The organism is Arthrobacter sp. Y3225209 (assembly GCF_059090685.1).
The window spans coordinates 11506-36679 of sequence record NZ_JBNHFW010000003.1; the positions used below are offsets into that span (position 1 = coordinate 11506).

Annotated in this window: 19 protein-coding genes; 6 read left to right on the forward strand and 13 right to left on the reverse strand. The window is 63.3% G+C overall.

Annotated features, from left to right (window positions below; all coding sequences use genetic code 11):
• Positions 1-113: 113 nt before the first annotated feature.
• On the reverse strand, positions 114-1169 hold the full coding sequence (locus AC5RVB_RS02950) for an ABC transporter permease (protein WP_423724621.1): 1056 nt from the start codon (positions 1167-1169) through the stop codon (positions 114-116).
• Positions 1166-2698, reverse strand: a complete 1533-nt coding sequence (locus AC5RVB_RS02955; protein WP_494141908.1) for a sugar ABC transporter ATP-binding protein — start codon at positions 2696-2698, stop codon at positions 1166-1168. The genes AC5RVB_RS02950 and AC5RVB_RS02955 overlap by 4 nt, the downstream gene beginning before the upstream one ends.
• Before the next feature lie 118 nt (positions 2699-2816).
• Between AC5RVB_RS02955 and AC5RVB_RS02960 the strand changes: the two genes are divergently transcribed.
• The 3 genes from AC5RVB_RS02960 (at position 2817) to AC5RVB_RS02970 (ending at position 6313) form a co-directional block, all read left to right on the forward strand.
• Complete coding sequence (locus tag AC5RVB_RS02960) at positions 2817-3860, forward strand: substrate-binding domain-containing protein (RefSeq protein WP_423723784.1); 1044 nt, start codon at positions 2817-2819, stop codon at positions 3858-3860.
• Positions 3861-4060: 200 nt separating this feature from the next.
• Positions 4061-5266, forward strand: coding sequence for a Gfo/Idh/MocA family protein (locus AC5RVB_RS02965; protein WP_494142014.1), 1206 nt, complete (start codon positions 4061-4063; stop codon positions 5264-5266).
• A gap of 45 nt (positions 5267-5311) precedes the next feature.
• Complete coding sequence (locus tag AC5RVB_RS02970) at positions 5312-6313, forward strand: sugar phosphate isomerase/epimerase family protein (protein ID WP_290245567.1); 1002 nt, start codon at positions 5312-5314, stop codon at positions 6311-6313.
• 399 nt (positions 6314-6712) lie between these two features.
• Here the strand turns inward: AC5RVB_RS02970 and AC5RVB_RS02975 are convergent, their stop codons facing one another.
• The 5 genes from AC5RVB_RS02975 to AC5RVB_RS02995 all read right to left on the reverse strand — a co-directional run bounded on the left by AC5RVB_RS02975 (position 6713) and on the right by AC5RVB_RS02995 (position 9894).
• Positions 6713-7144: a hypothetical protein gene (locus AC5RVB_RS02975; RefSeq protein ID WP_227905372.1), complete on the reverse strand. Its 432-nt coding sequence runs from the start codon at positions 7142-7144 to the stop codon at positions 6713-6715.
• Positions 7145-7147: 3 nt separating this feature from the next.
• A complete protein-coding gene (locus AC5RVB_RS02980; RefSeq protein ID WP_494141909.1) occupies positions 7148-7732 on the reverse strand; it encodes a hypothetical protein in 585 nt (194 codons plus the stop codon).
• Positions 7683-8687: a hypothetical protein gene (locus AC5RVB_RS02985; protein WP_227905378.1), complete on the reverse strand. Its 1005-nt coding sequence runs from the start codon at positions 8685-8687 to the stop codon at positions 7683-7685. The genes AC5RVB_RS02980 and AC5RVB_RS02985 overlap by 50 nt, the downstream gene beginning before the upstream one ends.
• Positions 8684-9172 carry a hypothetical protein gene (locus AC5RVB_RS02990; RefSeq protein ID WP_494141910.1) on the reverse strand — a complete coding sequence of 163 codons (489 nt, stop codon included), beginning with the start codon at positions 9170-9172 and terminating at the stop codon, positions 8684-8686. Before AC5RVB_RS02990 ends, AC5RVB_RS02985 begins: the two co-directional genes overlap by 4 nt.
• Before the next feature lie 101 nt (positions 9173-9273).
• Entirely contained in the window at positions 9274-9894 is a 621-nt protein-coding gene (locus AC5RVB_RS02995) for a phosphatase PAP2 family protein (RefSeq protein ID WP_494141911.1), read from the reverse strand.
• 126 nt (positions 9895-10020) lie between these two features.
• Between AC5RVB_RS02995 and AC5RVB_RS03000 the strand changes: the two genes are divergently transcribed.
• Positions 10021-10374, forward strand: a complete 354-nt coding sequence (locus AC5RVB_RS03000) for a hypothetical protein (protein WP_494141912.1) — start codon at positions 10021-10023, stop codon at positions 10372-10374.
• A 30-nt stretch (positions 10375-10404) separates the two neighbouring features.
• Here the strand turns inward: AC5RVB_RS03000 and AC5RVB_RS03005 are convergent, their stop codons facing one another.
• Together AC5RVB_RS03005 and AC5RVB_RS03010 are read right to left on the reverse strand one after the other, a co-directional pair.
• Positions 10405-11853, reverse strand: coding sequence for a basic amino acid/polyamine antiporter (locus tag AC5RVB_RS03005; RefSeq protein ID WP_494141913.1), 1449 nt, complete (start codon positions 11851-11853; stop codon positions 10405-10407).
• 176 nt (positions 11854-12029) lie between these two features.
• On the reverse strand, positions 12030-13301 hold the full coding sequence (locus tag AC5RVB_RS03010) for an arginine deiminase (RefSeq protein ID WP_494141914.1): 1272 nt from the start codon (positions 13299-13301) through the stop codon (positions 12030-12032).
• A 133-nt stretch (positions 13302-13434) separates the two neighbouring features.
• On the opposite strand from AC5RVB_RS03010, the gene AC5RVB_RS03015 reads away from it, so the two are divergent.
• Together AC5RVB_RS03015 and AC5RVB_RS03020 are read left to right on the forward strand one after the other, a co-directional pair.
• Positions 13435-13770 (forward strand): type I restriction-modification system subunit M N-terminal domain-containing protein, encoded by a 336-nt coding sequence (locus tag AC5RVB_RS03015; protein WP_494142015.1) that lies wholly within the window; start codon positions 13435-13437, stop codon positions 13768-13770.
• Between the two features lie 13 nt (positions 13771-13783).
• Entirely contained in the window at positions 13784-14002 is a 219-nt protein-coding gene (locus tag AC5RVB_RS03020) for an N-6 DNA methylase (RefSeq protein WP_494141915.1), read from the forward strand.
• A 300-nt stretch (positions 14003-14302) separates the two neighbouring features.
• Here AC5RVB_RS03020 and AC5RVB_RS03025 read toward each other — a convergent pair whose 3' ends face one another.
• From AC5RVB_RS03025 to AC5RVB_RS03040, 4 genes are all read right to left on the reverse strand, one after another.
• The gene (locus AC5RVB_RS03025; RefSeq protein WP_494141916.1) at positions 14303-19768 is read right to left on the reverse strand and encodes an ATP-binding protein; all 5466 of its coding nucleotides are present in this window, start codon (positions 19766-19768) and stop codon (positions 14303-14305) included.
• Positions 19769-19866: 98 nt separating this feature from the next.
• Positions 19867-21306 (reverse strand): hypothetical protein, encoded by a 1440-nt coding sequence (locus AC5RVB_RS03030; protein ID WP_494141917.1) that lies wholly within the window; start codon positions 21304-21306, stop codon positions 19867-19869.
• Between the two features lie 6 nt (positions 21307-21312).
• A complete protein-coding gene (locus tag AC5RVB_RS03035; protein ID WP_494141918.1) occupies positions 21313-23757 on the reverse strand; it encodes a hypothetical protein in 2445 nt (814 codons plus the stop codon).
• Positions 23757-25112 carry a DNA cytosine methyltransferase gene (locus tag AC5RVB_RS03040; RefSeq protein ID WP_494142016.1) on the reverse strand — a complete coding sequence of 452 codons (1356 nt, stop codon included), beginning with the start codon at positions 25110-25112 and terminating at the stop codon, positions 23757-23759. Before AC5RVB_RS03040 ends, AC5RVB_RS03035 begins: the two co-directional genes overlap by 1 nt.
• Between the last annotated feature and the right edge of the window lie 62 nt (positions 25113-25174).

Here is a 25174-nt window from a genome sequence, read left to right on the forward strand (position 1 = left end):
GCCAATTGAAGCATAGTGACCGGCGTTACCCGGCAGCGCCCGTAACCCGGCAGCCGGGGAACAGCTCCCCGCAGTTCCCGCCGGGCGCTCCCCCGTGTTCCCTGCCCGGCGGTTCATAGTGCGCCCTTGCGCCGGGTGCCGCGCACCGCGAAGCGCTGCTGCAGCAGGACGGCGGCCACGATGATGGCACCCTTGGCCACCTGCTGCACCGAGGTGTCCAGGTTGTTCTGCGTAAACACGTTGATGAGGATGCTGAACAGCAGCACACCCAGTACGGTGCCCACAATGGTGCCGCGCCCGCCGATCAGCAGCGTGCCGCCCACCACGACGGCGGCGATCGCGTCCAGCTCGAACAGCAGGCCGTGGGTGGAGGTGCCGGCGGTGGTGCGGCCCATCATCATCACCCCGGCAATTCCCACGGTGGTGCCGGAGAGTACGTACAGCCAGACGATGTGCCGTTTGACCTTGATGCCGGCCAGCCGGGCTGCCTCCAGGTTGCCGCCGATGGCCACGGTGCGTCGGCCGAAGGTGGTGCGGTTGAGCAGGAACCAGCCGGCGGCGGCCACCAGGGCGAAGATCCAGATCAGCAGGGGCACGCCCAGGAAGTTTGAGCGCATTACGGACAGGAAGTCCGGTTCAATGACAATCTGCGTCCGCCGTCCGGAGATCAGTTCCGCGGCGCCGCGGGCGGCCACCAGCATGGCCAGGGTGGCCATAAACGCCACCACGTTGCCGTAGGCGATGATCACCCCGTTGATCAGCCCGGCAAACATTCCGACGGCGAGCGCCACGGCCACCATCAGCAGCCAGCTGGTCTCCCCGGCGGTGCGCTGCACTGCGGTCAGCGACGCCACCACGGTGGTCAGTCCCATCACCGAGCCCACGGAAAGGTCGATGCCGCCCGCGGTGATCACAAACGTCATGCCGATGCAGATCACCCCGGTGATCGAGGCGTAGCGAAGGATGGTCAGCATGTTTTCCAGGTTCAGGAACCGGTCCCCGCTGGTTGCCGCGCCTACTACGCACAGCAGCACCACGGCCAGCGCCAGGCCCAGGTTGCGCCCGGCGGAGCCGCCGAGCCAGGTACGCATCGGGTTCTGCCGGATGGCCGGGGCGGTGGCGCCGTCGGCCGGGGGCGGCTGGACCGCCGCCGTTTTGGACTCACTCACTGCGCGTTTCCTTTCAGCACGAGGTCAAGCACGGCGTGCTCGTCCAGATCAGTGGCATTGCCGGTGGCGAGCACCCGGCCGGCGTCGAGCACAAGCACCCGGTCCGCCAGCCCGAGCACCTCCTCCAGTTCGCTGGAGACCACCACCACGGCCACGCCGTCGGCGGCCAGGTTGCGGATCAGTGTGTAAATCTCTGTTTTGGCGCCGACGTCGACGCCGCGGGTAGGTTCATCGAGCAGCAGGACCTTAGTGCCGTGCAGCAGCCAGCGGGCCAGCAGCACCTTTTGCTGGTTGCCGCCGGAGAGGGTTCGGGCGGGCCGGTCCGGATCCGCCGGATGCAGCTGCACCGCGGCCGCCTGGGTGCGGGTGGCCTCCTTCTCCCGCCGCTCGTTGAGCAGCCCGCGCCGGGCGAACCGGGCGAAGGTGGAAAGCGTGGCGTTGCGGTAGATGGGCTCCTCCAGCAGCAGGCCCTGGCTTTTGCGTTCCTCCGGGGACAGGCCGAGGCCCACGCCGATCGCCGCCGGCACGGAGCCGGGCTGCAGGGTGGTGCCGTTGACCCGCACCGTTCCCGCAGTGGCGCGGCGGGCACCGTAGATGGTTTCCAGGATTTCCGAGCGGCCCGAGCCCACCAGCCCGGCCAGGCCGAACACCTCCCCGGCGCGGACGGTGAAGCTCACCCCGGTAAAGGAGCCGGCCAGGCCCAGGTCCTGGACCTCGAGCACCACGGGCGCCGCACCGGGCACGGGGATCCGCGGCGGAAAGGCGTGGGCAACGTCGCGCCCGGTCATCAGCCGGACCAGGTCCGCCCGGGACGTGCCTTCCACGGGCAGCGAGGAGGCGGTGCTGGAGCCGTCCTTGATCACCGAGATCCGGTCCCCGATCTGCCGGATCTCCTCCAGCCGGTGCGAGATGTAGACAATGGCGATGCCCTGGCCGGTGAGCTCGCGGATCACCCGGAACAGGTTGGCCACCTCCCCCACGTCCAGGATGGCGCTGGGCTCGTCCATGATGATCAGCCGGGCGTTGCGGGAGAGGGCCCGGGCCATGCTCACCATCTGCTTGCCGGCCGCGGACAGGCTGCCCACTTCGGCGGACGGGGAGATGTCGGTGTGCCCCAGCCGGGCGAGCAGTTCCCGGGCCCGGCGGCGGGCGTCCCGAACCCGCAGTACGCCGGCCCGGGAGTCCTCGTGGCCGAGGAAGATGTTCTCCGCGACACTCAGCCCGTCCACCACGTCCAGTTCCTGGTACATGGTGGCAATGCCCAGCTCCAGCGCCGCCGTCGGGCCGGAGAGTGTCACCGGTTCCCCGTTCCAGCGGATCTCGCCGGAATCCGGCTGGTGCACACCGGAGAGGGCCTTGATCAGGGTGGACTTGCCGGCACCGTTCTGGCCGAGCACGCAGTGCACCTCACCGGGAAGTACCTGCAGATTCACTGCTTTGAGCGCGCGGACTCCGGCGAAGCTCTTGCTGAGATTGTGAACCTCGAGCAGCGCAACGGCGGGCTCGGAGGAGACGTGGGATGCGGCCATGTGACGGAGCTTACACACTTATGTCGATTGCCAGTAGTATCTTGGCGCTTTATCGTCGGACTTCTGTTACTGTGACGCATGTCACCCCAGTAGTGCTCTATCGACAGAGGAGAACACCATGCATGGACGCATGACGGGCAGGAGGCAGTTCGCGGCCACCGCGGCGTGTATTGCCGCTGGCGCGCTGGTCCTCACCGGATGTACCAGCGGCGATGAAAGCAACAGCGAACCAACCAACAACTCGGCCGAGGGCAACCAGGCTGAGGGCGAAACCGCCGTCATCGGGTTCTCCGGCCCCGCGGCAGACCACGGCTGGCTGGGCGCCATCAACTCGGCGGCCCTGGCGGAGGCCGAGAAATACCCGGACATTGACCTGCGCGTGGCGGAGGGCACCAATGACGCCAACCTCCAGATCAGCCAGGTGGAACAGTTCATCAATGACCAGGTGGACGCGATTGTCCTCCTGCCGACGGACGGCGCCGCCCTGACCGACGTCGCCACGCGGGCCATGGAGGCAGGGATTCCGGTGATCAACGTGGACCGGGAGTTCTCCAGCCCGTTTGCCGCCCGCGCCACCGTGCTGGGCGATAACTACGGCATGGGCGTCAGCGCAGGCACCTATATCTGTGAGCAGGTGGGCGATAACCCCGACGCCGTTGTGGCGGAGATCGCCGGCATCGACTCGCTGCCGCTCACCCAGGACCGCAGCCAGGGCTTCGAGGACGCCCTGGCCGGCTGCGGGCTTGAGGTCAGCAACCGGGTGGCCGCGGACTTCACCGTCCAGGGCGGCGAGGCCGCAGCATCCCAGCTGCTCTCCGCCGCACCCGAAATCGATGCCCTGTGGAACCACGACGACGATCAGGGCATCGGCGTCCTGGCCGCCATCGACGCCGCCGGACGCGACGAGTTCATCATGGTGGGCGGCGCAGGCTCGGCCAACGCCATGCGCGAGATCCAGTCCGGCGACGGCGTTATGCAGGCCACCATCATCTATCCGCACACCCAGGCCGCGGACGGCATCCGGCTGGCCCGGCTGCTGGTGCAGGACAAGGCGATGAGCGATCTGGTGGAAATCGAAGTACCCAACCGGGTGGTGCTCAACGCCCCGGTGGTGACCTCGGAGAACGTGGAGCAGTACCTGCCCACCGCGTTCGAATCCTGACCGTTCGAGTCTTGACCGTTCGAATCATGCCGTTCGATTCGTGACGCGGCCTGGTCCCGGCCAAACCCGGGGAGCCCGACGGCGGGACGCACCGACACACGCGTCCCGCCGTCGGCCGCACTATCCAGCACTACCCAGCCGCACCCGTACGGCCCGGAAAGAGGAAATCCATGCAGGAGAACAAGCCCCTGAAAGTGGCCATGATCGGGCACGGTTTTATGGGTGCCGCCCATTCACAGGCCTGGCGGGTGGCACCGCGGTTCTTTGACCTGCCGCTGCAGCCGGAGCCCACGCTGCTGGTGGGCCGGGATGCCGGCCGCACCGCCGCTGCCGCCGCGAAATGGGGCTGGGCGGAAACTGCCACCGACTGGCGCGAGGCAGTGGCGCGGGAGGACATCGACGTGATCGACATTGTCACCCCCGGTGCCTCGCACGCGGAGATCGCCATTGCGGCGCTGCAGGCAGGCAAACACGTGCTGTGCGAAAAACCGCTGGCCAACACGGCCGAAGAGGCACGTGCCATGGCCGAGGCAGCTGCGGTGGCCCGGACCTCCTCCGGTGCGCGGGCGATGGTGGGATTCACCTACCGCCGGCTGCCCGCCACCACCCATGCCCGGAACCTCGTGGCCGCCGGGGCCGTCGGCGACGTACGCCAGGTACGGGCGGTCTACCTGCAGGACTGGCTGGTGGACGAGGACGCCCCGCTGACCTGGCGGCTGCAGCAGGAACAGGCCGGCTCCGGCGTGCTCGGAGACCTGGCCGCCCACGCCGTGGACCTGGCCCAGTACATCACCGGGCTCCGGCTGTCCGAGGTCAGCGGCACCATGGAAACCCTGGTTCCCACCCGTCCGATCCCTGCGGACTCCCCCGCCGCTGCAACAGACGACGCCACAGACTCCCCCGGCGGGAAGGCACGCGGCGGCGGGCTGGGCGGGACGGCCGGCAGCAGCCAAGAGCGCGGGCCGGTGACCGTGGACGACGTCGCGCTGTTCACCGGACGCTTCGACACGGGGGTGCTGGGCAGTTTCGAAGCCAGCCGGATGGCCACCGGGCGCAAGAACGCACTGCGGGTGGAAATCTCCGGCACCCGCGGGGCGCTCAGCTTCGACCTGGAGGACCTGAACTTCCTGGAGTTCTATGACTACACCGCTCCGGCTGACCGGCAGGGCTTCACCCGGATCATGGTCACCGAACCCACCCATCCCTACATGGAGGCCTGGTGGCCGGCCGGACATTCGCTGGGCTACGAGCACGGTTTTGTGCACCAGGCGAAGGACTTTGTTGAGGCCGTCGCCGCCGGAACCGACCCGTCGCCGTCGTTCGCTGACGGCCTGCAGGTCCAGGAAGTGCTGGACGCCGTATCCCGCAGCGCAGGCAAGTCCAGTGTTTGGACGCCTGTCGCCTGACCCAGTTAGTCACCGTCGATAATCCCCGTCCCGAAGGAGCCAGCCATGCCCCGTCCTGTCACCCTGTTTACCGGCCAGTGGGCCGACCTGCCGCTGGAGGAAGTAGCCCGCCTTGCCTCGGAGTGGGGCTACGACGGCCTGGAGATCGCCTGTTGGGGCGATCATTTGGACCCGTGGCGGTGGGATGACGAAGAGTACGTGCAGAGCCGCCGCGACATCCTGGAGAAGTACCATCTGAAGGTTTATGCCATCTCCAACCACCTCAAGGGCCAGGCAGTCTGCGATGACCCGATTGACCAGCGGCACCGGGACATCCTGCCGGACCAGGTCTGGGGCGACGGGGAGCCGGAGGGTGTCCGGCAGCGGGCCGCCGAGGAAATGAAGCACACCGCCCGGCTCGCCGCCGCCCTGGGGGTGAAGACCGTGGTGGGCTTCACCGGTTCCTCGATCTGGAAATACGTGGCGATGTTCCCTCCCGTATCCGCCGAAGCGATCGACGCCGGCTACCGGGACTTCGCGGACCGCTGGAACCCCATCCTGGACGTGTTTGACGAGGTAGGCGTTCGGTTTGCGCACGAGGTGCATCCCAGCGAAATTGCCTACGACTACTGGACTACGCAGCGGGCGATGGAAGCCATCGGGCACCGTCCGGCCTTCGGCCTGAACTGGGACCCCAGCCACTTTGTCTGGCAGGACCTGGATCCGGTCAGCTTCCTCTGGGACTTTGCCGACCGGATCTACCACGTGGACTGCAAGGACACGAAGAAGCGCATGTCCAACGGGCGCAACGGCCGGCTCGGCTCGCACCTGGCCTGGGCCGACCCGCGGCGCGGCTGGGACTTCGTTTCCACCGGGCACGGCGACGTGCCGTGGGAGGACGCCTTCCGGATGCTCAACAGCATCGGCTACGAGGGGCCCATCTCCGTGGAATGGGAGGACGCCGGGATGGACCGGCTGGTCGGCGCCCCGGAGGCGCTGGCCTTTGTGAAGTCGCTGGCGATGGATCCGCCGGACGCTGCCTTTGATGCGGCCTTCAGCTCGCGGTAGTTGCCGCCGGAAAACAGCGAAGCCAGCGGACGGTATCCGCTGGCTTCTGTTGTCATCACGCACTGTCCCCCCACAGGCAGCGGATGATCCGGACTCGGGGGCGCCGAGGCACCTGATCCGATCCGCAACAAACGCCGTACGGGGCACGCCCCGCTGATTCACTCCCGATCAAGGACCGAGCCACCAACCGGAAACCAGCGGAACTCCTGCGGCGGAGAGATTCGGCGGTGACCCCCCAGTCACGGTGCACAAACATCCCCGGACCAGGATTGCCCCGTCCAGCGTTTATCGAGTTATCAAACACGTCTCACACATGTGTGAAACGTGTTTGTGAGCGTACCACTGCCCTTTACGGGGCGTCAAAGTTTCTCGCGGATGTAACTATTCGGAAGAGGAGGCTTAGTCGCTCTCGTCCAGGATCTTCGCAATGGCCTTCAATGCCTCCGGGTCCACCGGGCCCAGGGCACGGGCAGCGAAGTTGCGCACCTCGGCCCGGCGCATGCTGCGCAGCAGTTCCAGCTCGGCCTCCACCCGTTCGGGCAGGTTGCCGTCCTCCAGCAGCAGGTAGTCCGGGTCCACATCGAAAACGGCGGCAATGGCCCGCAGCGCTTCGTCGGGGACCACCTGCTCCTTGCCGGATTTCAGCAGTGACCAGCGGGTGCGGGAGAGGTAGTAGCCGGCCTTCTGCGCCCCGTCCCGGATGGCCGGGTAGTCAAAGGGCTTGCCGGACTCGGACATGATGACGTCCAGCAGGAGGTTGATCTTCCGGGCCAGCGTTTCGGCGCGCCGAAGGCCCGCAGTGCGCTCCGGGGGAAGATCAAAATCGTTCACGTGTCAGCTCCAAGTCATCACTGCAAGGAAGCAGCAGAAGGTTGCCAGTCCCAGGGCGGCGCCGGACAGCGCCTCCCGCAGGCTGTGTTCGCCGAGGGACACCCGGCTGAGGATCATCAACGGCGATAATATCAACAGCCATGCCCAGCCGGCCCCGTAGGTCGCCATCATCCAGAGCACGCCGAAGGTCAGCACGGACACATGCGCCGAGACGTTGAGCCAGCGGCGGAAAAACACCAGGCCCAGGTTGCCGAGCAGCAGCCCGGTCACCGTTTGCGGCACCGGCGGGGCCACGGGCAGCAGGTAACAGACCACGGCGCCGGCCAGCATCAGCGCAGCCACTATCGCGGCCCGCCACCGGTCCGAGATTCCGCGTCGCCGGAACCATCCCTTGGTGCCCTTGTAGATCGCCCCGGGCACCACCACTATGCCGACCAGCAGCAGGAGCACGCCCGGCAGCCGCAGCCCGGCCTCGATGCCGGCCGCGATGATAAGGACCGCCAGCACCAGGGCCGGCGGCAGGATCTTGGAGTACCAGCTAGCCGCCGGAGAGCGCTGCGCGGCGGGCCGGTGTTCCAGTGTCTTCAATTCTTCTGCCTATCTGATCAACAATGCGGGTCTCCTCCGGCGAGAGCAGCCCGGGTTCCAGGACCCGGATGTCGCCGATGAGGATGAACCAGCGGTAGAGCTGGGTCTTGGAGGTGCGGGCGGCGAGGGACACGTTGGCTGCTTCCAGCGCCCGGGTGCCTTCGCAGGTCGTCATCAGGCGGCGCACGATGGGCCGCAGGGCGTCCAGGTCCTCGGCACGACGACGACGGGCGGCGGCGGCGGTTTTCATCCGCGCGTAGGACGGCACCGCGAACCCGACGGCGAAGCCGAGCATGGTCAGCGCCATGAGGATGCGGTAGCCGATGTAGAGGCCAAAGGGCGCCTGCATGCCGAAGAACTCCATCCCGATCAGCAGCATCTTCACCGCCACGGCGCCCACGCCGGCGAGGCAGCCGGCACTGAGGATGCGCACGCCGATGCCGAATTCCCGGGATTCCCCTGCCTTGTCCCGGCGCAGGCATTCGATGCCGGTGTAGCCGAGCACCACGCCGATCCAGGCGAAGAAGCTGGCCTGGTAGGGGGCGATCGTGGGGATGGACGCGAAGGCGTCGGTGAAGTTGGTGGCGGAGCCCGGGGTGTCGGACACCAGCAGCAGGGTCGTCTGGATCACCGCGAGGACAATACCCAGGCCGACCAGTACCCGGATGTGCCGCCCGCCGTCGTCGTCCGTCCTGCCGGTGGCCTTGAGCAGCAGCCGGCACAGTTCGGTCATGCCGGCGCCCATGATCAGGTGCACGATCAGGTTGAGCAGGTTCCGCTCCCCCAGCAGGGAATCAACGTAGAGGTAGACCTGGTCAATGTTCAGGGTTGCGCCGGTGGCAACGGCGGCGATGCCGGGCAGGATGCCGGGCTTCCAGCCGAAGCGCAGGCCGATCAGCCGGATGACCACGAGCGTCCAGAGAGCAGCGGCCGGCAGCATCTGCAGGGTGATCACAGGAACGTCCGTTCAAAGCTGCTGGGGCTCTCGGGTTCCTTGGGCAGCAGGGTCAGGGAGAGCAGGTAGGCCACCTGTTCGGCGGCGCGTTCGGTCTCGTTCCAGGTCAGGGACCGGGCGAGCATCCGGCGGATGCCCTTGCGGCTGCCGATGTGCTGGAACAGGGAGGGCATGGTGGTTTCCACGCCGCCACAGCCCTGGTGGCGCAGCAGGATGTGGCCGAATTCGTGGCACGCCGCGTGCGTGCGGTGCAGTTTATTGTCGCCGGAGGGCAGCAGGATGATGGACTTTTTGTCCTTTTCAATCCAGAGGCCGGTGACGGAGGGGATGACGGCGGAGTCAATGTCCCGCAGTTCGATGGGTTTGCCGTGTGTCTTGGTGACGGCGGCGAGCAGGTCATCGAAGGTGACGTGCTCGCCCAGGTTGAGGGCGTCGACCACTGCTTTTGAGGTGGCCCGTTCCCCGGCGGACTTCCCGAAACGCATTGTCATTCTTTCCCCATCGTTGTTTTTCACACTTTTCGTGCTGGCTTGGTGTGAAGAGACTGTCCTGACTTTATCGCAATCCGGGGATGCTTCGGCGGGGCTTAGGGCAGCAGCAGGGCGAGGGTGAAGGCCAGGCAGCCGGCGATGTGTCCGGCGAGGACCTGGGTGGGCGTGTGGTCGCCGAGCTTCACGCGGGACCAGCCCGTGGCCGAAGCCAGCAGCAGGGCCAGCGCCGCACCGAGTGTGGGGATGGGTGCGAGCAGCGCCAGCCCGACGTAGGCGGCGACGGCGGAATGCACGGACAGCTTCCACACCAGGTTCGCTGCCAGGCACAGCATCATGCCGATGAACACGCCGCCGATTTCGCCGAACATCGCCGCGGGGGCATCCAGCAGCACCAGGAGCAGGGCGCCGATGCCCATCGAAACCGCAGAGGCGGCCAGGATCGGTGCCCGCTGGGTCCGCACACCCACGTGATGGTCGGTCACTTTGCCGCGCCGCTTCAGCACCAGGATCCCGGCGAAGGGCAGCCCTACGGTGAACAGTGCCGCCGTGATGCCCTGCAGCCAGGTCACGTCCGGGGTGAGCAGGGGCTGCAGCAGCAGGAGGATGCCCACGAGGACCGCCGGGGCGGAAGCCTCGGTGACGATCCGGGCCAGGCGGGTGGAGGCGGTGGTGTGGTGCGGCGCGGCGGACGTGGCGGGCTGCAAGGTTTCGGGCATCGGTCGATTCTACGGGGCTTCCGGGCAGGTCCCGCTGTAGTGCCTCATCCACCATCACGGCCGGTGAAGGGATCCGCGTCTGGTTGCGGGGCTCACTTTCCGGCCGGCGCGCAGCAATAATGGGGCATGGACCGGCGCAGCGCACTGCTTAGGGCGGTAAAGGCTCTTCACACGTTTTTGTGGTTCACCATTGAGGCCTGCATGCTCTACGTCCTGTACGCCGGGTTCCGAAGGCAGTCTGACCGGAGGGCGGGGATCGCGGCCGCGGTGGTTGCGGCGGAGACCCTGGTCTTCGCCGGCAACGGATTCCACTGCCCTTTGACAGCGGTGGCACGCGACCTCGGCGACAGTACGGGCTCGGTCACCGACATCTATTTACCGCGCTGGCTGGCTCGAAACCTCCCGGCCATCCACGTGCCCCTAATCGTTATTGCGGTGGTCCTTCATTGGCGGAACCTCTCGGCCCGGGCCAGCCAGTGACCCGCCGTCGTCGTCAGTCCAGCGGATCCCCTAGAGCTCTATCCAGCCCCGGGCCAGGGCGAGCACGCATGCGACGGCTCCTGCCAATGTAATAAGGAAAAGAACCAGCTCCCCTCCCCGGAAGACGCGTTTGCCTTGTTCACGGCGCGCGATCACAAACAGGACGGTGGCGGGAGCGTAGAAGATCATCGAAAGCAGCACCAGGGGCAGGCCGGCGGCGTAGACCAGGAACACCGAGTAAATGGTGGCAATGAGGGCAATGGCCAGGTCGCCCCTTCGAATGCGGCTCGGGGCTCCTTCATATGTTTCGCCGGTCCAGCCCAGCTTGAGGGCGTAGAGGGCCGCGAAAAAGAGGGAAAACAACGTCAGGACCGCGGTCATGTCCAGGGCGAAGTTGAAGGCGTCCTCGGAGAAGTAGGTGATGACCATGACCAGTTGGCTGAGCAGGGTGCTCAGCAGCAGGGCGTTGACCGGAACGTCGTCATCACTGACCCGGGACAGGAACCGCGGCATGTCCTTCTCCCGGGCGGCCACATACAGAACCTCCGCTGCCATCAGGCTCCAGGCCAGGTAAGCGCCCATCACCGAAATGATCAGGCCTGCGCTGACGAACACCAGCCCCCAAGTCCCCACCCCCGCTTCCAGGACACCCGCCATGGACGGTTGGCGCAGCTCGGCGAGCTGTTCCATCGGCAGGACGCCGTAGGAAACGATCGTGACCGAGGCAAAGATGGCAAAAACGCTCAGAAAGCCGAGGATGGTGGCCCGGCCAACGTCCTCCCGCCGTCGGGCATGGCGCGAATACACGCTGGCACCTTCAACACCGAGGAACACGAAGACCGTTACCAGCATCGTGTTGCTCACCTGCTCGAACAGCGGCCCCGTAGAGTCCGCCCCGGTAAGGTTTCCCGCGAAGACGGCGGGGTCGAACAGGAAGACAGCAAAGAGCACAAAGACCAGGATGGGAACAACCTTGGCTATCGTGACTATCCGGTTTATGGCCGTGGCTTCCCTGATGCCGCGCCTGATCAGGAAGAAGAATCCCCACAGCCCGGCCGAGGACAGCAGGACGGCGAGGAGGGTGTCCCCTGCACCCAGCTGCGGAAACAGGGCTCCCAGCGTGGACATGGTGAGCACCCAGTAGGTGACGTTTCCAACACAGGCACTGGCCCAGTACCCCGCTGCGGAGAAGAACCCCACGTAATTTCCGAAGCCGGCCTTGGCGTAGGCGAAGACCCCCGCATCAAGCGCCGGCTTGCGCATGGACAGCCGCTGGAACACGAAAGCCAGCATCAGCATGCCGGACCCCGCAATCAGCCAGGCGACCAGCGCACCCCACACCCCGGTTTCCTCGGCGAAGCGCTGGGGCAGGGAAAACACCCCGGCCCCGACCATGGACCCGATCACCACAGTGGTGAGGGTCAGCAGCGAGAGTTTGGCCGCTGGGGTTTTGTCCCCCGAAGCAGGCGCATTAGACACGGTTCTTTTCCAATCGGATGTAGCGGCCACTAAGGCAACACCGCTTAGATGGAGAAACCGACCGCTTCCTGCGGGGAACTCCTCCGTCAGCGGCTCACCACAATCCTCTCAGAGGGAGACGGCTGGCTCCGAATCGGCGGCCGGCCGACGCCGCGTCCGGCCCGCCGCCGTCGTCGTTAGTCGAGCGGATCCCGGATGATCGGGCAGGTCATGCAGTGCCCGCCGCCGCGGCCGCGGCCCAGCTCCGCGCCGACGATCGGGATGACCTCCACGCCCGCGTTGCGCAGCGCAGCGTTGGTCTGGGTGTTGCGGTCATAGGTGAACACCACGCCCGCTTCCAGGGCGACGGCATTGTTCGCGCTGTCCCACTGCTGGCGTTCGGTGGCGTGGTAGTCCCCGGCGGTCTCCACCAGGCGCAGTTTTTTGTAACCCATGGCCTCGGCGACCACGTCCACGAAGCGGCGGTCCCGGTGGTCGCGGACCTCCAGGCCGGGGGCCTTGTCCGAGGGGTGGATGGTGAAGGGGTGGATGCCGTCCACGATGGCCGGGTGGATGGTGGCCAGGTCCCGGTCCGCGAAGGTGAATACGGTGTCCAGGTGCATCGCGGCGCGCAGCTTGGGCATGCCGGCGACGACGATCCGTTCCGCCGCTTCGTCCTGGAACAGGGCCTGCGCCAGTTGGGTGATGGCCTGCCGGGAGGTCCGCTCCCCCATGCCCAGCAGCACGGTGCCGTTGCCCACCGGCATGACGTCGCCGCCCTCCAGGGTGGCCTGGCTCCAGTCCTTTTCCGCGTCGCCCCACCAGATTTTCGAGCCGGTGTAATCCGGGTGGAACCGGTAGATGGCCTGCATCAGCAGGGTCTCGTCGTGCCGGGCCGGCCAGTACAGCGGGTTCAGGGTCAGCCCGGAGCCGATCCAGCAGGTGGTGTCGCGGGTGTAGAGGGTGTTGGGCAGCGGCGGCAGCAGGTACTCGGGCCGGCCGGTGGATTCCCGGACCAGGCCCACATAGCCACTGAGGTAGTCCACCGGGAGGTCCGACGTCGTGAGCCCGCCGATGAGGAAGCGCGCCAGCTCCGCGCCGGTGAGGGAATCCAGGAAGGCCCGGGTGCCGGGGACCAGGCCGAGGCCGACCCGGTTGGCGATGATCTTGCGGTCCAGCAGCCAGGCCCTAGCCTCGGGAATGTCCATGGTGGCGCCGAGCAGGTCGTGGAGTTCGACGACGTCGACGCCGTGGTCTGTCATTTTGGTGACGAAGTCGGCGTGGTCGCGCTGGGCGTTCTCCACCCACATCACGTCGTCGAAGAGGAGGTCTTCCCGGTTGGTGGGGGTGAGCCGTTCGTGGGCCAGGCCGGGGGCGCAGACCAGGACCTTGCGGAGTTTCCCGACCTCGGAGTGCACGCCGTAGGCGGAGGCGGGCCCTTGTGCGGCGGCGGGGGCGGGGGAAGGCATCGGGAACTCCTTTATCAGCAGGCTTACCAGCATCCTTCCAGACGGCGGGGCGGGGAGGCGAATTGGGGATGGGCGCCGTCCTCGAGCCTCAGCCGGGGCGAAGAAGGACCTGAACATCCCGCTAGACACCTTCCTGCAGAAGACCTCCGGGTACAGCTTCTTCAACACGTCGCCCTTCAATTTTGACCGTCTGCTGAATGACTCCAGCAACAAAAAAGCCAACATCGAGAACTACATCCAGGGCTTCTCGAATAACACCCGCGACATCTTCGAACGCGTCGAGTTCTACAACACGCTCGAGAAGCTGGATGCCGCTGACTTGCTCTACCACGTAACCAAGGCCTTCGACACGATCGATCTCCACCCGGACACCATCACAACACCGAGATGGGCCTCATGTTCGAGGAGCTCATCCGCCGCTTCGCAGAATCATCCACGAGACCGCAGGCGAGCACTTCACCCCGCGTGAGGTCATCCAGCTGATGGTCAAGCTTCTGCTGAACTACGACAGCGAAGTCCTTACCAAGCCTGGCGTCGTCCGCAGCATCTACGACCCGACGGCAGGAACCGGCGGTATGCTCACCGTCGCCCAGGAACACCTGCACGAGCATAATCCGAGCGCGTCACGAGGGCGGGTCCCGCATCGGCATCGTCCTCAACGGCACGCTAAATCATTTGACATCCACGCTTTTCCCCTATGATGCATTGATGGCTCTCATACGAAAACTTGAAAAAGGAACCTCCAACGTAAGGCCGCACGATTCCGAAGTGGATGCCACCTACCAAATTCTTCATAACTCGAACGGCCAACCGCTCCTACATATTGCTACTTATGGATCGGATTATCGACAGAGCGATCCAAAGGTAAGCCAAACCGTCCAGCTCGATCAGTCAACCGCCTTGGAACTGGGCAATATTATCGAAAGAGTATTCGGCAGGAGCGAGCGTTAAACCAATGAAGGTGGGAGGAAGCCTTCTGCGCCCTCCCACCTTCGCTGCTGCTATTTGCCTAGTTCATAAAACGGAGTTCCCCTCACGAATACCCCCGGGAAATCCAAGGACTTATATAGCGCTTCATGGACCTTCAAGTTTGTGATCCGCTCCGCCGTTTCCTTGGGCATCCCGCTAAAGCCAAGCTGCTCTAGTTCCTTCGGTGTCACATTGGGCACCTTGTGGATAAACCAGGTTAGCAACGGTTCGCCGTAGTTGGTATGCGAGTTCTTGAAGTGGGAGAGGTACTGGGAAGCCAGGATAACCCCGAAGCCGAACTCGCGGCCCTGAAGCATGATGTCCATGAGCACAGGGAAGTCGTACTTCATGATGTTGACTGCTTCGTCGACAAGGAGGAATGAATTCAGCCGACGCAGCTGCTCACCCGACTCCGAGGTCGCATACGGCCACTTTTCACTCTGCAGCTTGTAGTCGTAGTACATGTTGAGGAAGAGCACTACAAGTGCATTTTTCGCGTTCTGATCAGCACCCAGATCGCTGAGCGTGACTACGAGGACAGTGTCTTCCAGCAAGTCGCCAAAGGGAACGAGATTGTCCGGATCGTCACTGAATATCTCGCCCAGGACGAACGTGCTCAACATACTCGTGACAGAGTCCGCCGTGCCGGTTACTTCGCGGTATTCATCGAGGATCTGGGACAACGTAGGCGGCCGCCCGTTCTGGTCTGCGTAGAGTCTGGTTATGACGGTAACGAGCCGCTCACGCTGAACCGGTCCGACACCGGAATAGATTTTTGCCAGAATGTCGGTGAAGGCAGTTGCCCGCTGATAAGCCGCGAGTTTTGTATAGCCATTGGGCAGGGCAAAGATGTTGAGCGGGATGCCCTGCGGGCGCAGGACCCGGCCACCAACCACTTCCAGGAACTCTTCATCCTGAAAGTCCCTCTTGTAGTCGAAAATCAAGGTGGACACGGGGGTTTCCTGGGTACCGGCGCCCTGGGACCGCAGCTGCGTAATGAGCGCTTTGAGCAGCTGTGTCTTGCCCGTTCCTAGATCGCCAACTACGCCAACGTTCATTTGGTTCAGGGCAGTGTTGCCCGGCCAAAAGACGGCTTCCTTGTCGCCGATCGAGTTGAGCACCCGGCCGACCGGGAACTTTACGCCCTCGCGGCGGATACCCTCCCTAAAACGTTCCGTGGCTGTCTCTGTCTGTGGCACCATCTCGCTGACGGGCTCCGGCTCCGGCTCCACATCAACAACAGGCGGGAGTCCCTCCACAGGCGCCCGATCGTCATCGAGCGTCGTTACAGCGTCAGCTCGGATGGAATCGTCGGGGTCCCGCACTACTTCCACGGTCCCATTATCCGGGTCCACAAGGTGGACCATACTCGTTTGGTTGCCGTTCGTGTTGGCGTCCTGCGTAGCGGACCACTTCAGCAAACTGGCCCACTTTTCGTTCATGACGCCCCGCCCGTCTTCGACCTGACGAAGAGCTACGCCTGCGTTGGCTACCAGCGCCCCATATTCCCCGAACCCGGTTGCCCGGTCGGTGAAGGTTTCGAAGCCTTCCCCCGACTGGGTTTCCGCTTCATGAAGGAAATAGGTGATAAGCGGTTTGCCCAGCTGGATGTCCATTTCGCCAAGCGCCACGCTTTGAAGCCTGTCGGCAAGCGCATCCGGATTAGCGCTTCGGCTCGGAGTAAGGCGGACACCAGTCTCGACAAGCGTGGCCATGGCATTAGCCCATAGCTCCCTGTCTGCCCCCGGCTCGCCGTTTCGCAGTTCATCCCATCTGGACTTCACCTTGGAAAGGAGCTCCATTGTCGACGCAAGCTGCTCGACGGCTTCGTTCAAGGATGAGTGTCCCGCACCGGGCAGGTTCTTACTGCTCCCATTCGATCCGAGACCATAGAACTTGATCTCGATGGGAGTCAGGGTAAGGCCGGTATCGTCCAGTCCGAGAACGAGAAGGTCGGCACGTCGGGATGAGGTTTCCTTGGCCCCGTCTCCTGAGAGAGCGCGTAGGAATGTGTCGCATGCGTCTATCGGAAGAACGAACTGCTCGGTTTCGCCCGATCCTGCCACATCCATGAGCGCAAATGCCAGGTAGAACCCCAGCGCGCCGGACGCATGGGTGCCGCCCATGGACAACAGCGAGGACAGACCGACTCCACGCGAGCCGAGCTTTCCCAATAGCTCGTCGATGGCATTCTCGGACGGTTCGGTACCGAGCGCTTTTGCGAGGAGGGAACGGATCTGGTCGCGGAATCCCTGCGGAACACGTGTCACGGAAACAAATGGCCGACGCTCCAAGGCCGGCACGTCCCGCGACTTTTCCAAGAACGGCGGGCGCCATTCCCAAAGCATTTGGGCACTTCCACTGGAGGTCTTGATGAGTTCGGCCATCGCACTGGGGTTCATGAGCGCTTCGCCGGACACCGTCCAGTCCGCCGACTCGTCGACCAGCAACGCGTTGAAAAGCTTCGACATGACCTTGGGTTGGACCGACGCGCCCTCGAGGGCCATGAGAGCACGTGTGAACGGCTCCCATCCCGTTCCGATCCTGAGCGCAGGGTGTGATTCAGTCTTCTTCGCGCCCGTAGAAGGTGGAAGGTATGCCTCCAACCTGCGCAGGGGGGTTCTTCCCATAACCCCGTAGTTGCCTTGGCCACCGACACCAACTTCCAGGCGGACGCCACTATCCTGGAGGATACGAATATTGCATGCCTTGGATGTGCCGTTTGACGGCTGATAGCGCGACCAGGTGAGGGGAACTCCGCCGGATTCCCGGACGAGCCTGGTCACGGCTTCCCTTGGCGCCTCTCCGCCACGGTTCAACGAATCCCAGATACGCGCTCCTCCACTCAGCTGAAGCGAGGCCTTCGCTGACCATTCCTTGACTGTAGATAGCACGGCATCGTCGACTTCGCTAAGTCGAGACGTCGGAGTTAAGGCGGCGAGATCGACCGTCAAAGTGGAAACGTGGGGATTCATTTTCCGATAGTTCCTGAGCGCCGCCGCTGCCGCAGTAGCGTTGAGACCGCTTGCCGCATTGCCCGGTGCGGGGTAGGAACCGAGCTTTCGCGGTGCGACCAGCGGTTCCGGACCGTCCACCGATGCCGCGACCAGCATCGACCAACCAAGGAAAACTTGGCCGCTTCCGCTGTCCGTAGGGACGGCGATCATTTTCCCGTTGCCGCTATGCCTCGGTCCGATGAGGGGGATATTCCAGCCTTCCACTGTCCCCGCTAGTTCCTCAGCCTTAGACGCGTGCCACAACGTGCTTTCGACTCCGGCCACCCAGGCCAGGCGGACGGGATGGAGCGGGCTCAGGAGAATGGATTGGCAACCAATCCCACCTTCCGTCTTCCACGCGGAAATGCTAAATGGATAGGTCGCCCAGAAGATTGCCTCCGCATCCCCACTCTGCCGAGCGAACTCCACCAAAGCTGCATACGCGTCAAGATAACGCCGCAGCGCAGCTTTGCCCTCAACGCTTTCCCACAGGTGTCGCCATGATGACCGCGAGGGCCAGGCCCGGAACTCCACGCCATCCGCTGTCCGGCTTCGTGTCGCTTTTCCTACCTCTAGCTTCTTGAAGGCTTCACGCAACTCATCCGCTTCGGCTGATTGGACGATGTCCGCCGGAACGGAAAAATCGGAAATCTTGGGCCATAGGGCTCCAAGTTTGTTTTCCATAAGCAGGCCATGGACAGGAGAGAGGTCTTCGAAATCGGCTTCGCGGTCGATAGGAATGGCTACATGGCCCATGGTCCGCAAGAGTATGTCCGCATTCTCATCGTCCAATGCCTCGGAGAGGAAGGACTCATACGCGCCACGGATCGATTTCTGCGCGTCGTGATCCGCGCTGACTGGTCCAACCACTTGATTCTGGACCGCGGCCACTACCGGCGACTGGAAAGCAGTCTTTGGCTGTGCGGTTGTTAGGTTGAAAGACTGATCGCCGATCAAAACCGTTGACCCATTCCCCATCGGAAGCATGGACCACCACGTATTGGTCCGCCCGTCGAGAGGAGCAGCTTCCTTTCCCTCGACAAGGACCTCCGTTGTTCGGCTGTCCCACATGACCGCGAGATGTGGGTTTCTGATGTCCTGCAGCTCTGCGGAATAAGGCACGTCGACAGGAGCTAGGCCCCCGGAGGCGTCGAACTTCCCCTGGCCCAGATGTGTGATTTTGCCGGGACCGGCCTTCCCCTTGTCTGGCCAGTAAATCAATCCGGGCCCGTCGGGCCCTTTGAGGATGACGCTGCACGTAGCAGAGTCATCGACCTTTCCGGCCAGCGAATCCTGTGCACCGAGCTCCAGACCGACGACGAGGGGCTTGGGGACGTGGGTGAAGGGCTCGTTGCCAAGGGAACGGATCAGGTTACCGACGAACCACAGGTCTCCCTTGGGATCCAGTTCAAGGAATCCATCCCAACGTGTCTTCGGTGCCCGAACTGTTGGCTCGAGGTGGCTACCGTCCACATTATCGACGGCGGTCAGGGTGGGGATCAGGATACGAACGGTTTCTGATACCAGCTGAAGGTCGCCCTGCTCTCCGGACACCGAGCTATCGAGGAGGAAGGGGGCCGTGCCGCCGGCGGGGATTTCGCGGTCGTGGCCGTCTTCAGAAAGGAGGGTCAGTTGCCCCTTCTTCTTTTTCGTGTTCTGCGGGTCGACGAACTGCCCTTCGGTCAAGCCTGCCAGCGCCTGGACAGACTGGATATTGTTGCCGTGGCGGATCAGCGCTGACAGCGTATTCTCTTCCGCGGCTAGCGTCTGGTCGAAACCAGCCCAGTCCATCCCGCCTAATGGATGCGTCTCTCCAGCTGTCTCCGGGTGGAAATCGAGCTGCTTCACCGTCATTTGAACCTGGTCTTCGTCGGACCACCACTGTTCCAATGCATCAACGAGGACCCCGTGCTTGCTGGTCAGCCCGGAGGCCTTCGCGGCCTTGGGCAGGCCAAAAGCTGCATAGGTGTAACGATCAAAGACTTCGTCCAGAACCAGCTCTGGTTCGTGTGCGGCGGAGTGCTTGAGGATTGACTGTAAACGGTCAAATCCGTCCGATGCGTTCTCAAGCCACAGGGCATTCCATGCCTTGGAACCTTGCCGAAGATTTTCTTGGATACGGCGGAGATCATTCAGGCAGGAAGCCAACCGTTGTACGGCTGCGTCCCTGTTCCAGTATGTGGCATCGAGCTTTCCTGCATCGGAAAGCATTAGGTTAACCGCTTCCGAAGCTATGGCAGAGAGTGATACCCGATCAGCCGGTGCGATCGGAAAATCCTGTCCAAGCACTTCGCGGAATGCCTGGATGAATGAGGCGAGGTCCGGGTGGCGCCCGACCACGACAGCAAGTCGGGATCCTTGCCGGTATTGGATAGCGGACTGGGACGTGAGCCTTAGGCATTCAGGATCGGAAAGGTTATCCGTTCCTGCGGTGACGAGGATCGCGTAGGGCGGGGTGGTGGGCCGGGCCCGGTTTGCTGCACGAACAATGTCTTCGCCCATGCGTTCGCTTACGCCGTGCGGAAGGTAAGCGGCAGTCAACGCGTCCTCGTTGGCCAGGAGACTCCCGAGGACACGTCCGAATAGCCGAGCCGATTCCGTCATTTTGTTCCCCCTGAGAAAGCGCTTTGTACAATTACTGCCTGGTCTGCATCCGCGCTCCCACGGGCGAGGCCGGCCCTCTCAAGGAGGGCGACCAGGTCATTTAGCTCTGGTTGCATGCCGAGCTCTGCGAGCGAATCCATGACGTCCCGTACGTTGGATTCCTGTCCCGGAGCGCCGCAGGCCAGGCTCGCGACGACGGCGATCCACTCGGTTCCCGGGTCGACCGTCATGTATCGGCCGTTCGACCTGAGCAGGCCGTAGTAGTCCGCTGACGGGCCCGTCGCCTCTCGGGTCAGCAGCGCATACTTAACCGCTTCCCAAGCGTTGTTGGCACCTTTTTCCTTGCTGCCTAAGGCCACGGTCAGGTCGGAACGCAGCTCAGCGTTGGCGGCCAGGCGCTCCCAGCCCTGCGCGAGGGTCTCCCCTTCGGGATAGTCCTTGAGCTCTTCGTCCAAGAGACCACGAATTTTGTATCCGCGGTGGATCCGCCAGCTGAGAACCGGCGCAACGTCTCGTACCGATGTCATCGAGCGTGAGGATTTCCAGGGCAGGACTTCCCCCACCTCGGATGCAACCCAGTCCACGAGGTCCTGGCCCTTTGCCGGACCTTCTTGCCTCAGGAGCTTTCGGGCGATGGTTTCATACCACGCGGCTTCCCATAGGAACCCCATGCCCAGCCCCAGCCGAAGTACAGTCGTGGCCCAGTCGACCCATACCCGGGCAGGCAGGGCCTCGACCCATGGGCGGGATGTAAGAGTGTCCCAGGAGCGTGCCAGCCAGGAGTACGGTGTGCCGGCAAGGACGCTGCTGCCGGCGAGGCGGACAGCGGTCTTGCCCATGGGATCCCCTAGGGCGTCCTTGCGGGGAGCCCCCAACAGCGAGCCGCTGACAGCCACATCCAGTGCGCGAAGCAGACTATCAATTTCCATTCGCGTCGCGGTCGCGTGGAGCCACTGGGCGGTCATGCTCCCGCGAGCGGACTCTGCCCCGCCGCCAAGTCGATACATGCTTTCCAGGATTTCCGCCAGATCGGGCGGATTCTTTGCGCCTTGCAGTCCACGCATGTTTTGCAGCAAAGCCAATCCTGGAGTTATCGGAGTGGCAGGCTGCTTCCCGCTTTTTTCCGCACGCACACCGACGACGCTATTCAGCACGGCCCTGGCAAGCGTCTCCGGAGCGACCTGCGACCTCACGCCGGAGTCCTTCAGCGCCTCACCGAACTCCGCCAAGCTTTCGCTGGAGCCCGGCTCCGTTGCCCGGAGGGTGAAGGTCTTGGGTTGCTTTATGCCCGGATCCGTACGGTAGACGAGGCCGACTGGTTCGTCGTCGAGCTCGACATCGAATGCCCGCCAAGCAAGCGCGGAGATCAGGGCTTCTGGAACTGCTACGTACTGCGGCCGCGGGAGGGGAAGGATCATCTTGTGTTGGATCGACATGTTCTTCTAGCCCCTCACGCTCAGGTTTGCTTCTTCGTCGTTGCTGACCACGCTGTAGTGCGCGCCGTCGAGTTGGGCGGGCACAAGCCTGGCCGCTCGGAACCTTTCGAGGCGCGGCGAAGTAGCGTCGGTCAGTTCCGTAACCCCCGCATATCCATCGTTGGAAGCCAGAGCCTCCCGAATGAGGGAAAAGTCCATCGAAATGGAAGCAACGCGTTGTGCATGCTCGGACAGGTGTAAGACGACCGCGTCGGACGCGGCCTCGGTTGCCATCGCGATGTCCCCGAGCTTGAGTGTGAGCTTGGGTTGGACCTGTGTCCCTCGGATGGGGTTGGTTCGGCTGTCGAAAACCGGGATCATTGATGACGCTCCGTACTCCCCCGGGCGGCTGGAAGGTCGGAGCAAGGTTCGAAGCCGGGCGTCGAGCTGGTCCGGTACTACCGGCGCCTGATCCCAGGTCTGCGTCCACAGGACGACTTCGGCCCGGAAAGCGGGGATTCCGTTAGCAACCGCATATAGGCGAGTGAGGTAATCCCCATACCAAGAGATGGCGTCATAGCGTGCAGCATCCGAGACTGTCGGCTCGCCTACCAACGCCGCGAAGCTGGCGTCAAGGGCCCGGTCAAAGCTCGTGATGGCCGCTGGGAAGCAGTCTTCATTCGGGAGCGTTGATTCAAGGCTGGCTATCGGGGACCCCTCCGTCATGTAGCCGGTAAAGGCGTCAGAAACCGGAGTCGCCCAACCGGTATCCCAAGACCCGTCGAAGTAGCCGGGGCGAGCGTCCTTTGTGGGGTCGACGATGTGTGTGAGGCGCGTGATGGGATTTGACAACGGCTCATACGGATCTCGAGCGCCGAAGATCGACTGCGTATACCTGAGTTCCGCCAGACGCCTATACGAGGCGAACTGCGATTGCGCATCGGCGGTGGCGTCCGGCTGGTTTTCCCTCAAGAATGATGCTAATTCATCCTGGGATATCCTGCTCGGCAGTTCGCCGATGAAGCTCCGAGTGATAGCGCCCCACAATTCCCTGAAGGTCATCCGCTGGCTAGAGGCAATCTCGGCACTTCGCAGGATTGACATCAGATTCGTCCGGAGCCGCGGTTGACCTAGGGCCTCAATGTTTGCCGCAATAGGGTCTACCAGGCCTGTGTCGGCACTATGTTCTTTTGCCTGCTGCAGAATGCCAGCCACTGCCGAGAATAGAATCCCAGCCGGCGTTTCCCGTGGTTTTGCGGCCCGCTCGAGGTAATCCTGAACGGCGTATCCCTTGGCCTGGATTCGAGGAGTGGAGGTCTCGCCTGGGGTTATTTGCACCTCCGGGCTGGCCTCCATCATGGAACAGGTATCCAGGTAGACGGCCAGGATCTCTGCCCGTGGGGTACCGCCTTCTGTGAGGGTGCCGGCCTTCAGGTAGTCCTTCCCAATACTGGGGGAAATCCTCCACAGTCCTTCGGGATATTTTCCGGTGTGCAGCCATGCCAAGAGGCATGCCCCCGCTTCCGAATCCGCTGACTCCGTGAGTCGCCCGGTCGATTCTTCGACAAGGATGCCCCGGTTTACGCAAGCGAGGAGGTATGCACCTTCCCGCGCCGCATTCGAGGCATCGGCGACAAGCGAACCGTGTTCCTGCCCGTGGCTCCGGATGGTCGCATCGTTGATCACGACCAGCCGACTGTTACGGGAAGGGCCGACTGCGTATTCGTAAGTCCTGTGGGCGAGGCCGTCGTTTCGGGCGTTGGACTCCTGCCAAGCCGATACCACTGCCGCTGCCGCATGGGACTTCCCTGCGCCGGGTCCTCCGATGAGGAAGAGCATCCGGGGAAGACCACCGTTTCGGAGCCCTTCACTGAACCACTCTGTTGCTTCATCGACGCCTGCCGCCCGGGGTGCGGTAGGCCAGAAGGAATCAACGGAATCCGAAGGCCGCGCAGCGACGTCGGACCCGCCCGTCGACCTACTCCAAAGTTCTCGAAGCGCACCCCAATAATCCACTGAATCCTGCATATTTCCCCCAGTTTTTGCTGTGTCTGCAGCGGTATCGATTTCCAGCACTCCTCGCGACACGTTTATCAGGACCATGCGTCCGGCATCGACGATAGTCGCGATGACGTCTCCCTCGGCGCAGTAGTCACAGAGCCCTGTCACCCATATGCGGGTATCGCCCCGACTTGCCGACCGATACAAGCTGGCTTTGGTTTCGACCAACTCGCCTGCCGGATCAAAGATTGTCGCGGGCAAGGAAACTTTGTGCTCGGGACCGTTTAGCTGCTGTCCGTAGTTATGGATTCCATGCCGGTGGAGAAACGCACGATACTCCCACGTGGCATCAAGGATGGACTTTTTGAGGCCCGTCTTCGTTGGAGACAGGAGTGCATATTCGAGACCTAGTTCGTCGAGCTTGGAGAGATTGGCACGCTCCACCTCGGTAAATTCCCCCAATGGCGCCATTAGGCCATGACCTCCGCTATTCTTCGTCCGACCGCATTAGACAACCACGGCGAGACGGCATTTCCAACCTGTGAATACTGCGGCACTTCAACCTTGCGACGCTGGGCACCTGTCGTCTCCTTGCCCAGAAACTCAAAAGTGTCCGGGAATCCTTGAAAACGCGCCAACTCCCTCACCGTGAAGATCCGAGGCTTCTCCGGGTGGACGTAGTCGTCCGGGAGGGTAACCACCGTCCTTGCCGGCATGTCCCATCCGAGGACCTTCTGTGAGTGTTTCTTGGTGCCCAGCTCGATAACCAGATCCACGAGTTCTTCCAGGTTGTTTGCTAGCCGGGAGCCATCCGGGGACATCGCCGGCATTGTCGCTCCTGCTAGCTGGGTCTTCGCGTACAGCTGTGCATCAGAGAACGGGAGTGAAGACACCTTGGAGACAACCTTTTGGTCCAAGCCCTCTGCGCTTAGGTACTGGTACAGACGGAAACGCTGCATGGTCTTGGGGGCGTGCTTCCGAGTGACATGGTTCAGCACCCGGCCACTTCGAGGCAACCTGCAGATGTCCTCTTTGTGCTTGAGGTCAGTCAGGTATTCATTGTTTCCGCGATCTGTTTCACCGTCGTTGAGATCGGTGACGGCATGACGGACAGTGCGTAGGGATGTACGGGTAACTGTCGGTTGCGGAGCGAGCGGAGGCACCGTCCCCACCTCATCGGCGAACCCGGACCGCCAAAGGGCGCCGTCAGTTCTGATTCCCTTTGCTGTTGCGATGTCGGAACGAAGGCCGATAATCATGAGCCGGGGCCTGTGCTGTGGTGCGCCGTAGTGCATGGCATTGACATGCACTCCCTGGACCTCGTATCCGGGTGCTGTTTCACGGAGGGCCTGCTGCAACTGCACGAATGACGATTCAAGGTCTTCGGAGAATCGCTGGTTCATACCGACGACGTTCTCGATGACGACGGCTTTTGGCTGGACCTTTTCGACGAACTGGAGGTATTCCCAGGGCAGCTTGTTCCTTGCGTCTTCCGGGTTGCGACGACCAGCGAGCGAGAAGCCCTGGCAAGGAGGTCCGCCCACCACCAGATCGATCCCAACAGCTGCAATCTTGTTCATGACCTCTTCGTCGCTGAGAAGGACAGAAAGCTCACGTACTACTACACGTGCTGCGGCCTGTTCCTTAACAGATGAGTTGACATGGCGCATCCAGGCCGAAATATCCGAGGCATCGCCTACCAGATTGTGGTAGAAGGTGCGGGCAGCCATATCGGATTTTTCGACGGCCAGTACCAGCTCGCCACCCGCCTGTTCGATACCGAGGGACAGGCCGCCGCAGCCGGCAAAAAGGTCAATATATTTCATCACCGTCCCATTCTGCCGTACGGCACGGACAGAAGTCCAGGACGGGCTCCGCGGCCGGTGAG

Coding starts and splice junctions, on each gene's coding strand:
- AC5RVB_RS02955 (WP_494141908.1), bottom strand. CDS start 2,698: ATGGCCGCATCCCACGTCTCCTCCGAGCCCGCCGTTGCGCTGCTCGAG.
- AC5RVB_RS03000 (WP_494141912.1), top strand. CDS start 10,021: ATGGACCGGCGCAGCGCACTGCTTAGGGCGGTAAAGGCTCTTCACACG.
- AC5RVB_RS02990 (WP_494141910.1), bottom strand. CDS start 9,172: ATGCGTTTCGGGAAGTCCGCCGGGGAACGGGCCACCTCAAAAGCAGTG.
- AC5RVB_RS03025 (WP_494141916.1), bottom strand. CDS start 19,768: ATGGGCGAAGACATTGTTCGTGCAGCAAACCGGGCCCGGCCCACCACC.
- AC5RVB_RS02965 (WP_494142014.1), top strand. CDS start 4,061: ATGATCGGGCACGGTTTTATGGGTGCCGCCCATTCACAGGCCTGGCGG.
- AC5RVB_RS03020 (WP_494141915.1), top strand. CDS start 13,784: ATGGTCAAGCTTCTGCTGAACTACGACAGCGAAGTCCTTACCAAGCCT.
- AC5RVB_RS03010 (WP_494141914.1), bottom strand. CDS start 13,301: ATGCCTTCCCCCGCCCCCGCCGCCGCACAAGGGCCCGCCTCCGCCTAC.
- AC5RVB_RS02970 (WP_290245567.1), top strand. CDS start 5,312: ATGCCCCGTCCTGTCACCCTGTTTACCGGCCAGTGGGCCGACCTGCCG.
- AC5RVB_RS02960 (WP_423723784.1), top strand. CDS start 2,817: ATGCATGGACGCATGACGGGCAGGAGGCAGTTCGCGGCCACCGCGGCG.
- AC5RVB_RS03040 (WP_494142016.1), bottom strand. CDS start 25,112: ATGAAATATATTGACCTTTTTGCCGGCTGCGGCGGCCTGTCCCTCGGT.
- AC5RVB_RS02995 (WP_494141911.1), bottom strand. CDS start 9,894: ATGCCCGAAACCTTGCAGCCCGCCACGTCCGCCGCGCCGCACCACACC.
- AC5RVB_RS03035 (WP_494141918.1), bottom strand. CDS start 23,757: ATGGCGCCATTGGGGGAATTTACCGAGGTGGAGCGTGCCAATCTCTCC.
- AC5RVB_RS03030 (WP_494141917.1), bottom strand. CDS start 21,306: ATGTCGATCCAACACAAGATGATCCTTCCCCTCCCGCGGCCGCAGTAC.